Genomic DNA, 9882 nt, shown 5'->3' on the forward strand with positions numbered 1-9882 from the left:
GTTTTTAAATTTTAAAAATTTAGGTTCTAATTATAAAATGCTGTTTGGGCTGTTCGTATCTAAAGAAGACCAATCCCCATTGAAAAGTGTCAATGCTTACAGTAACTGTTGGATGATTCTTTATAATCTGCCAAGCTCCTTCCATCTCAGCAGACCAGTGAATGTCATCAAATATCCACACGGTTTCGTTGGTAATTGTTGGCAGTAATAAATTAAAATAGTCTAATGTTGCTTTTTTGGAATGGTTGCCGTCGAAGTAAATTAGCTGATAGCTGATAGCTGATGGCTGATGGTTTTTAAGGTAGTTTGTAAATTCTATTGCAATTGATTCCACATTATTGCAATTGAATTTTTGCAGCTGTAATTTAGCTTGTCGTGCTGTTTCGGGACAGCCTTCGAGGGTCGTAATTTTTGCTTTTGGATTTCCTAATGATAGGGCAGAAGCGGCTAAACCTAAAGAAGTTCCAATTTCTAAAATACTTTCTGGCTGAAAATAATTGGTAATTCTAAATAATAATTCAGCTCGTTTTGGACTTATTCCTGCGTTTTTAGCAATTTTATCAATCGCTCTCACATTCGATTTGAAAATTCTGGAACCCGCACCAAAATCGGTTACTTCGATTGTGTTTTTATTTTGTAAAAGTGAATTTCTGTACTCTTTTAAAACTTCATATTCGGATTTTAGTTTTTTGTCATAAAAACATTTGGTCAATAAATTAAAGACAAATGGCGAGTGAACGGCATGTTCGTTTTTGGAATGCCAAAGAAATTTGAAATAGGATTTTATTTGAAAAAGCATAGAAATTATTTCACAAAGATTCACAAAGAAAATGCGAAGATACACAGAGATTTCTTAAGTCCTATATATAAACTAAAAACTAGACTTTACGTGTCCCCGTGTTTTCTTAGAGATTCTTTGCGAATGGTATTTATTAATGTACATGCCAAAATTGAACTGTCCCAAAATTTAAAACTATATTTGTGGACTTGAAATTTATGGAGCGAATAGCAATGATTTTTTTATAATGATGAACGAAATAATAGAAGACAGGAATGTAATAACTTCCGAAGAAATAGATCGATGTATTGCTATTTTGACCCAATTGAACACTGATACCGACCAGATTTTTGAAATTCCAAAAGAGCAAAGAACAGCCTTAATTAAAGCTGCTGGACAATTTTCGCGCCCAGATCGTGATGAACTTGCGAAGAGAAAAAAAGACGGAAAAGCAGTTGCTAAACGCAAACAGGAAAAGAAAGACAGAACAGCCCGAAAGGAAACAGGAATTCGTTCGGCGAGAGAAGCGAGTGTTTTTGTTGCTCCAAAACTGTTAGGTTCACATGATTTGAATTCCAAAGAACAGTTGGAATTTGAGAATCCTAGAAAATGTTACGTATGCAAAACGGAGTTTACAAAAATGCATCATTTTTATGATACAATGTGTACGGATTGCGGGGATTTTAATTATGCCAAGCGTTTTCAAACTGCCGATGTAAAAGGGCAAATTGCCGTAATTACTGGTTCTCGACTAAAAATTGGATATCATATTACTTTGATGCTTTTGAGAGGAGGAGCGACTGTAATTGCTACGACTCGTTTTCCAGTGGATTCGGCATTGCGGTTTTCTAAAGAAGATGATTTTATGGAATGGGGACACCGCTTGAAAATTCACGGATTGGATTTGAGGCATATACCGAGTGTAGAAATTTTTTGCAATTTCATAGAACAAAAATATGGCCGATTGGATATTCTAATCAATAATGCGGCTCAAACTGTGAGAAGGCCTGCGGGCTTTTATACACACTTAATGGAAAATGAAGAGCGGCCAATTGGCTCTTTGCCAGCACAGGCGCAAGAATTATTATTGGATCATACTAGTTGTTTGGATGAATTAAAAGTACTGACTTCTGGGGCTTCTTCCAATCAAAATATGCCGGTAACTTGGCACGGGCCCGAACCTGGAATTGGTTTAAGGGCTTCCGCCAAATTATCTCAAATTCCGTATTCGTTTGATAATGCGTTGGTAGCACAGGAAGTTTTTCCCGAAGGAGAGCTTGATGCTGATTTGCAACAGGTTGATTTGCGAAAAGTAAACAGCTGGCGATTAAAATTAGGTCAAATCGAAACTACTGAAATGATCGAAGTGCAATTAGTGAATTCGGTAGCGCCTTTTGTATTGTGCAACCGCCTTTCGGAAGTGATGAAGAAAGACAATACAGGTAAAAAACACATCATTAATGTTTCGGCAATGGAAGGGAAGTTTTACCGCGATTTTAAGGAAGACCGCCATCCGCATACCAATATGGCCAAAGCTGCCCTGAATATGCTCACGCATACTGCTGCAGGAACTCTCGCAAAAGACGGGATTTTTATGAATGCTGTCGATACAGGCTGGGTAACCGATGAAGATCCAGTAGAACTGGCCAAGAGAAAGCAGGAAGAACAAGATTTTCAGCCACCACTCGATATTGTGGATGGTGCCGCAAGGGTTATGGATCCGTTATTTGACGGAATTAATACGGGAAAACATTGGTGTGGTAAATTCCTGAAGGATTATCGACCAATTGGCTGGTAAAATCCCGTAGCTATCAAAGGAGAATAGAAACAAATTTATAAAACAAAACCACAACAATTTTTTTTCCTGTTGTGGTTTTTTGTTGGTATGAAAATATACTGCAGCTAATTTACCGAAATTAATTTTACGTCAAAAATAAGTGCAGAACCTCCAGGGATTGGTCCCATTGTTTCATTTCCGTATCCTAAATGAGCTGGTACCAAAAGAATACCGCTTCCTCCGGTTTTAAAATGAGGAATACCTTCTGTCCAGCCTTTTATCACTTGATCCAATCCAAAAGAAATTCCTGCGGGAGTACTTTCGTCAAAAACACTTCCATTAGTGAAATAACCTTTGTAAGCTACGGTTACATTTGACGTTGCAGTTGGCTGTGCTCCTGTTCCAGGTTCATTAATCACATAATATAAACCCGAATCACTTTTTTGCGCTTTTAATTTATTTTTAGCGATGTAATCGGTAATTTCTTTGTCGTTTTTGGCAACGCAATCAACGGTTTCTTCTTTTTTTACTTCATTTTTTTCTTCTTTATTTTTGTTGCAAGAAATAAAAAGAGTCAAGACCACTAGGGCAGTTAATAAGTGTTTCATAGAGATGGATTATTTTTTTAAAGTTGCAAATATAGCCAAAAACGGAAATGATTTTTGTTAAAAATACTAGCTTTCATGCGTAATGTCATTAAGTTAGGCTTTGGTTTTTTTCTCGCTAAGATGCAAAGGCGCAAACTTTGAGTCTCTTTCTTTGTGACTTTGCAGTTTTCTCTCTTTTAAATAAAAACAAAATATTTCCCTTTAGCTCCGGTTGCAGTGAAAATCCTTATAAGCCGTCTCGTCCCAAAAGACGAGAGGCTTATAAGATTATTTCACTATACTTTTATTTTTATAGGAGTTCAGTGAACTTCGTTTGTAACGGAAAACGGGACAATATTGACAAAAAAAGCCAAATGTTTCTGCTCCAAAATTAATTATCGGACTCAGGTCATTAGAATCCTTCCCCGTCATTAAAATAGAAAGTCTTGGAATCACGACCAAGACCAAAATTGACGATGAAATTGGTCAGGGTATTTTTGTCAAGCAGGACTCTCAATCCTACACCCACAGCGGGCTGAATGGATTCGAATGAGGTAAGGCTTTTGGATACGCTGCTTGCAGTTGTGGCATTGGCAAATACTGTTCCGCTGATCATTTGGTTTTTGGTAATTGGGAAACGATATTCGCCTTCAAAATAGATCAGGTTTGTACCTCTCAAAAGTCCTTGCGTATAGCCTTTCCCGCTACGGCTGTTTTGATCCCAGCCTATTGCCGGTAGATTTAAATAGGGCAATCTGCCGCTTAGCTGAAACTGGCCATAAGCCCAAATTCCCAAAACATGCTGTTTGTTAGTTTTGCTTATCGGAATAAAATACCTGCTTTCAAGCAATAAAGAGGAACTGGTATGTTTGTTAAGATTTGTTTTGGGATTGTAACGGTAATTCATGTTAAGGAATAGGCCGTTATTAGTGTTTATTAAATTGTCTCTAGTGTCGTAAATCAAATTTAGGCTCATTCCATTGACAGCATAATTCTTATCGCTGAAGCCATAATTTTTGGAATAATTGTAATGATAGGTGTACTGTCCATTGGCAACATCCAAATGTTTATCTTCGATGTTGGAATAACTGTCAAAATGTATTCCTAGCCCAATAAAAAAAGATGAGAATATAGTATAGGATGCAGTTTCATGAAATTTGAAATAATTGTAATTCATGGGCTGTTCTATGGTGTTGAAATCAAAGTTTTGAAATTCGGCACCCCAAGGAATAATGTCAGTTCCCAAGCCGTAATTAGATTGCGAGAAAACATAATATCGAAAATCACCGCTAAAAAACAACCGGTCGTTATTGATATACATATTGTTTTTTAGATAGATCAGAACTTGTTTTTGCGTGCTGTAAGAAGCTCCTCCTGATAGTAATGAGATTTTATTTTCGGGCTTTATTTTGAAACTAAACTGGCTAATGAATCCCAAAGTAAAGCCATTTGCCGGCTGATAACCCAACGTGGGGAATGCAATTAAATGGTTTTTGGAATCCGGTTTGCTTATTTTTAAGGTATCTTCTTTTGTAAATAAATCAATTATGGAGCGCAGCTTATATTTTTTTTCTTCTTCCTTCTTTTTTCCCTCTTGGGAAAGAATAGTTTGAGAACAAAAAAGGAGTAGCAGAAATATGATTTTCGATTTCAAAATAGTTTTAAAATTCATAATGAATATTCTGTGCTGTAATCAGATTTTTTGAATAGATTTTGTTAATCAATTATTTTAATACAAAATATAAAACTAAACAAAATTTCTTTGTATGTGTTTGATTAATATATTAAAAGCACTTTTTGCTTGTCGCAAAAGTAAGATGTACAGCAAAGATAAAAAAGTGGTGAAATTTAAAGCAATAAGTTTGTGTTAGTGACAAATATTAAAAAGAAATTCCAAATTTGACAGAAGCTTCCGGATTAAGCAAAGGCAAATTGTATTCTTTGCTGTCCAAAACGAATTCATCGCTGCCTGAAACTTTAAGGCTTAAGCCTGCCCAGGGAGAAATATAGATGTTTTTGTAAATAGTGAAGTTGTAACCTAAACTTCCGTTTAATAAGAAGTTATCGAAGTCTTTGGTTGCGTTGCTACTGTCACTTTGAATGTTGCTTTTCCAATAAACAGGGCCACCGCCTATCCACCAGCCTTTCCAATTGTCTTTCAAAAAGCGGTCTAAAATAACTGCATAAGCTTTTATGTGATGATTGGTAAAACCGTCTTTGGTTGTGAAGTCGGGTTTGTTGACATCGGCCAAAAGAACTCTGGTACGCCATTTATTTTTACCTGCCCAAACCGCTCCAAAATAACCTCCAGTGGCATAAGGCAAAACATCTAATTCTAATCCAAAATTCCATTTTGAAGTTTGATTATTTTGGAAAGAATGGGTGATGCTTTCGTTTTTAGACTGAGCCTGTAATTGTATTGAAAAAACAGTAAAAATAAGTAGTATTGCTTTTTTCATGGATGAAGTTTAGGAGTTATAAAATTAGATTAAAAGATTGAATCCTAAAAATGTAATTTTTTAAAATATATGTAGCCAAAAAAATAAGAAGATTAGATTTTGTTGCGGTTTTTTTTGATTGTTTGACTTTGCGGGTGTAGGAATATCATAATGTTAAAGAGGAGTGCGGAGTTTAATACTTGTGTTTTTTATTTTCAGAATAACAATAAAAGCTCTCCACCGACAATAAACTGCTGAGGAGAATTAAGGTATTTATTTCGAGATAATCGGGTAGTATTTTAAAATGCATTAATTTTTTTTCGGGTTTAAATTAACTTTCAATCCAACAGAAAAAAGCGAGTAATCTTGGCTGAAATCAGAATTCGTAAGATTATCACTGAGTTGAAATTGTATCTGTAATTTGATGTTTTCAAAACCAGCTTGAAGAGTTAAAGCGGGTTCTATTAACCAATACGAATTATTAGTTTTTAAATAATCAACTTCATAATAATTTCCGCTAACAGAATTGTAATTTATATTAGCAAATCTTCCAGATAAAGAAGCAATAAAGTATTTACTGCAAAAACTTATGCTGGGTTGTAAACCAAAACGAAAAAAGCTGGCTTTAATTTCTTGAAAATAATCATAATTTTCTTGGTATTTTAGACTGCCATAGCCTAATAAACCATAAGTTTCGAAAACAAAGGAGTTCGATATTTTTTTATAATAACCAGTGCCCAATTCTATAAAATTACCTGAACCATTTGATGCGTCATCGGAAGATTTAACCCAATCAGCATTAAGCTGTATGGCAATTTTATCTGTTAATCCATAAGCGCCTTGCAATTCAAAACCATCGGTACTTTCTGATCCGTTGAGGTCTAAAGATAAATTGGTTTGACCTTTGTTCTTCATTACGGGCACATTTTGGGTATTTGGCACATAATAAATAGGGCCACATCCGGTTAATATAGCAAAAAATAAAAATAAGACTATATTTTTCATAGGATTGAATTGTTTTAATATTGGGTAATATCATTAACTCCTAGAACAGGTATATTTGTTGGTTAAATTTACATGTAGGCTGTAAATTAGTTTTTAATGATTATTTTCATCGGTTGTAATGATGCACCTTTGTAGATGGTAGTGACATCAAGAAAAATATCATTAAAAAGGCTCTCGACTTATTTATTATGACGAATCCTAGAGCTATTTTTTTTAATAAGCTCTTTGAGGAAGTGTGATTAATATGTAAAATTAACATATTTATTAGTAGTAATGTGATTTTTTGCTTAAAAACAAAAAGCCACAACAGAATATAATTTCCATTGTGGCTTTTAAGCTATTTTCAAATAGGTGCTAATTCTGTAAACTGAACACTAAAAAACTACTACCCTTCCAATTTAGCAGAAAGCTCAAACCATCTTTCTTCTTTATTCTCAATTTTCTTGATAATGTTTTCCAGTTCTTTGGCTTTCTTTTCGATGTCGGCATCGGCTACTTTTCCATCCGAGAACAATTGCTCAATTTTGGTTTTATCGGTTTCCAAATCCTTGATTTCTTTCTCTATTTTCTGAAATTCCTTTTGCTCGTTGAAAGTCAGATTTCCAGTTGGATTGTTCTGTTTCCATTCTTTTTTCTCCGTTTTGTTTTCCTCTTTCTGAGCGACATCGGCACTGTCTTCGTAGGCTCTAAAATCCGAGTAATTACCAGGGAATGTTTCAATCTCACCTTGACCTCTAAAAACAAATAACTGATCCACGATTTTGTCCATAAAATAACGGTCGTGCGAAACCACCACCAAACATCCCGGATAATCCAAAAGGAAGCTTTCCAAAACGTTCAAGGTCACAATATCCAAATCATTTGTTGGCTCATCGAGAATCAGGAAGTTTGGATTCTGAATCAAAACAGTACATAAATACAAACGTTTCAATTCACCACCGCTTAGTTTTTCGACATAATCGTATTGTTTTTTGGCATCAAAAAGAAAACGCTCCAATAATTGCGAAGCCGAAATCAATCTGCCTTTCGTTAACGGAATAAATTCTCCGTATTCTTTAATAATATCAATAACACGCTGACCCGGTTTTGGGTTAATCCCACTTTGAGTGTAATATCCAATTTTGATAGTGTCGCCTACAACTACTTTTCCGTGATCCAAAGGAAGAGCTCCTGTAAGCAGGTTTAAGAAAGTAGATTTTCCAGTTCCGTTTTTACCGATGATTCCAATGCGTTCTCCGCGATGAAAGTCATAACTGAAATTATCCAGAATAACATGGTCTTTAAATTTTTTGGAAATCTTATGAAGCTCAATAATTTTGCTTCCCATTCGTTCCATATTAATCTCCAGTTCCACTACGTTTTCTCTTCTACGACTTTGTGCTTTTTCTTGAATTACATAAAAATCATCCTGACGCGATTTGGATTTTGTCGTTCTCGCTTTCGGCTGGCGGCGCATCCATTCCAGTTCTTTTACGAACAGGTTTTGTGCCTTGTCGACACTCGCATTTTCGGAGGCAATACGCTCTTCTTTTTTCTCCAAATAATAGGAATAATTTCCTTTGTATTGATATATTTTCCCGTTGTCCAATTCGATGATTTCGTTACAAACGCGTTCCAGGAAGAAACGGTCGTGCGTTACCATAAACAGCGTAATGTTTTCTTTAGCAAAATAACTCTCCAGCCACTCGATCATTTCCAAATCCAAGTGATTCGTTGGTTCATCCAGAATTAATAAATCGGGACGGTTAATCAAAATAATAGCAAGAGATAACCTTTTTTTCTGTCCGCCCGAAAGGCTTTTTACTTTCAGTTTAAAGTCTTCTAGCTTCAGTTTGAACAAAATTTGTTTGTATTGCGTTTCAAAATCCCAAGCATTGTGTCGATCCATGGCGTCAAAAGCCTTTTGGTATGCTTCCTCGTCTTCAGGGTTTTCCAATGCTTTTTCATACGCTTCAATCACTTTAAGGCTCTCATTGTCCGAGGCGAAAATGCTTTCCTCAATCGTCAATTCATCCTGCAGCTTATTGTCCTGTGACAAAAAAGCCATTCGGATGCTTTTTCTAAGCACCACCTGTCCGGTATCTGGCTCGTCCAAACCATTGATGATGCTCATTATAGTGGTTTTCCCCGAACCGTTTTTGGCGATAAAGGCAATTTTTTGATCTTTGTTAATTCCAAAGGAAATGTCTTTGAAAAGCGTGCGCTCCCCAAAAGATTTAGATATATTCTCGACTGATAAGTAATTCATGGTGATTTAGCGCCTAAAATAAGGCTTTTTCGTTTTTGAAAATTAAGAGGTCTCTAATTGGGTCTCTAATTATGGATAAGAGGCAATAAACAAACATTTGCAAAGGTAAAGCTTTTGTACTAAACAAAAAAAGATAGCTAACAGCTATCTTTTACATTGAATCTTTAATAAATCCTTACTTTATATCATATCTTTTTCTATTACTGAAAGGACGATATACCCTAATTTTTCCATTGGTTTCATATTTCCCGATTGTAGTTTGACTTTTCACTCCCAAAATCATCATTGCTTCTTTAGTGTTTACATATTGATCCATAAATTTTAAATTCTTTTTATACAAGTGACTTTATTGTACTTGCATTAGTTATATGAAAATTTGGGTGGTTTGTTTAGAATTTTTTAATTTTTTTTTAAATGTTTAGTTTATACCAAAATATGAACATGTATTTAACTTTTGTTTCTTTAAAAAAAGCAGGTCTTTTTACAATCAAAAAATGATTAAATTTAGAACTCAAAAAATTAGCTATATTAATAATGACAAAACTTCTCAAACAAAATTTAGCAGCACATATTTCACTTTCAGATACTGAAATGGAGGAATTCTGCAGTTTGTTTCAACAAAAATCAATTCCAAAAAAAAGTTTTTTGCTGCGGGAAGGTGAAGTATGCAAGTTTGAAGGTTTTGTCACTAAAGGGCTTTTTAGGGTTTATCATATTGATAAAAATGGTTTTGAGCAAATACTCTATTTTGCTATTGAAAATTGGTGGATTACCGATATTGACAGTTTTACCAATGAAAAACCATCGCAGCTTTTTATAGAAGCCATTGAAGATAGTGAAGTACTTTTAATTTCTAAAAAAGACAAGGAATTTGCTTATGCCAATTTGCCTAAAATAGAAAAGCTATTTCGGGTAATGACTCAAAAAACGCATGTTGCCCTTCAGCGCAGAATGATTGATAATCTAAGTAAAACTGCAGAATCCCGTTACATCGAATTTGCAGAAAAATATCCCCATCTTATTCAGCGTCTTTCCAACATTCAGGTGGC

General features: G+C 35.0%; 9 protein-coding genes. 2 read left to right on the top strand and 7 right to left on the bottom strand.

Annotation, left to right across the window (positions count from 1 at the left end; genetic code table 11):
- Positions 1–19: 19 nt before the first annotated feature.
- A complete protein-coding gene (locus AC1DVP_RS20330) occupies positions 20–799 on the bottom strand; it encodes an O-methyltransferase (protein ID WP_477185298.1) in 780 nt (259 codons plus the stop codon).
- A 229-nt stretch (positions 800–1028) separates the two neighbouring features.
- Here AC1DVP_RS20330 and AC1DVP_RS20335 point away from each other — a divergent pair, with 229 nt between their 5' ends.
- The gene (locus tag AC1DVP_RS20335; protein ID WP_477185299.1) at positions 1029–2576 is read left to right on the top strand and encodes an SDR family NAD(P)-dependent oxidoreductase; all 1548 of its coding nucleotides are present in this window, start codon (positions 1029–1031) and stop codon (positions 2574–2576) included.
- Positions 2577–2680: 104 nt separating this feature from the next.
- On the opposite strand, the gene AC1DVP_RS20340 is transcribed toward AC1DVP_RS20335, so the two are convergent.
- From AC1DVP_RS20340 to AC1DVP_RS20365, 6 genes are all read right to left on the bottom strand, one after another.
- The gene (locus AC1DVP_RS20340; protein ID WP_477185300.1) at positions 2681–3163 is read right to left on the bottom strand and encodes an FKBP-type peptidyl-prolyl cis-trans isomerase; all 483 of its coding nucleotides are present in this window, start codon (positions 3161–3163) and stop codon (positions 2681–2683) included.
- A gap of 391 nt (positions 3164–3554) precedes the next feature.
- A complete protein-coding gene (locus AC1DVP_RS20345; protein WP_477185301.1) occupies positions 3555–4814 on the bottom strand; it encodes a BamA/TamA family outer membrane protein in 1260 nt (419 codons plus the stop codon).
- A gap of 208 nt (positions 4815–5022) precedes the next feature.
- Complete coding sequence (locus AC1DVP_RS20350) at positions 5023–5601, bottom strand: hypothetical protein (RefSeq protein ID WP_477185302.1); 579 nt, start codon at positions 5599–5601, stop codon at positions 5023–5025.
- Between the two features lie 288 nt (positions 5602–5889).
- Positions 5890–6585 (bottom strand): hypothetical protein, encoded by a 696-nt coding sequence (locus AC1DVP_RS20355; protein ID WP_477185303.1) that lies wholly within the window; start codon positions 6583–6585, stop codon positions 5890–5892.
- A gap of 385 nt (positions 6586–6970) precedes the next feature.
- Entirely contained in the window at positions 6971–8833 is a 1863-nt protein-coding gene (locus AC1DVP_RS20360) for an ABC-F family ATP-binding cassette domain-containing protein (RefSeq protein ID WP_477185304.1), read from the bottom strand.
- A gap of 175 nt (positions 8834–9008) precedes the next feature.
- Positions 9009–9149, bottom strand: coding sequence for a hypothetical protein (locus tag AC1DVP_RS20365; RefSeq protein WP_477185305.1), 141 nt, complete (start codon positions 9147–9149; stop codon positions 9009–9011).
- A 218-nt stretch (positions 9150–9367) separates the two neighbouring features.
- On the opposite strand from AC1DVP_RS20365, the gene AC1DVP_RS20370 reads away from it, so the two are divergent.
- Positions 9368–9882: Crp/Fnr family transcriptional regulator (locus AC1DVP_RS20370; RefSeq protein WP_477185306.1), on the top strand; the 515-nt coding region annotated here is incomplete at its 3' end.

Source organism: Flavobacterium sp. P3_A6 (genome assembly GCF_056403035.1).

What these genes read in the sequence shown, in the direction of transcription:
- AC1DVP_RS20335 (WP_477185299.1), top strand. Translation starts at nt 1,029, where the DNA reads ATGAACGAAATAATAGAAGACAGGAATGTAATAACTTCCGAAGAAATA.
- AC1DVP_RS20365 (WP_477185305.1), bottom strand. Translation starts at nt 9,149, where the DNA reads ATGGATCAATATGTAAACACTAAAGAAGCAATGATGATTTTGGGAGTG.
- AC1DVP_RS20355 (WP_477185303.1), bottom strand. Translation starts at nt 6,585, where the DNA reads ATGAAAAATATAGTCTTATTTTTATTTTTTGCTATATTAACCGGATGT.
- AC1DVP_RS20360 (WP_477185304.1), bottom strand. Translation starts at nt 8,833, where the DNA reads ATGAATTACTTATCAGTCGAGAATATATCTAAATCTTTTGGGGAGCGC.
- AC1DVP_RS20340 (WP_477185300.1), bottom strand. Translation starts at nt 3,163, where the DNA reads ATGAAACACTTATTAACTGCCCTAGTGGTCTTGACTCTTTTTATTTCT.
- AC1DVP_RS20350 (WP_477185302.1), bottom strand. Translation starts at nt 5,601, where the DNA reads ATGAAAAAAGCAATACTACTTATTTTTACTGTTTTTTCAATACAATTA.
- AC1DVP_RS20330 (WP_477185298.1), bottom strand. Translation starts at nt 799, where the DNA reads ATGCTTTTTCAAATAAAATCCTATTTCAAATTTCTTTGGCATTCCAAA.
- AC1DVP_RS20345 (WP_477185301.1), bottom strand. Translation starts at nt 4,814, where the DNA reads ATGAATTTTAAAACTATTTTGAAATCGAAAATCATATTTCTGCTACTC.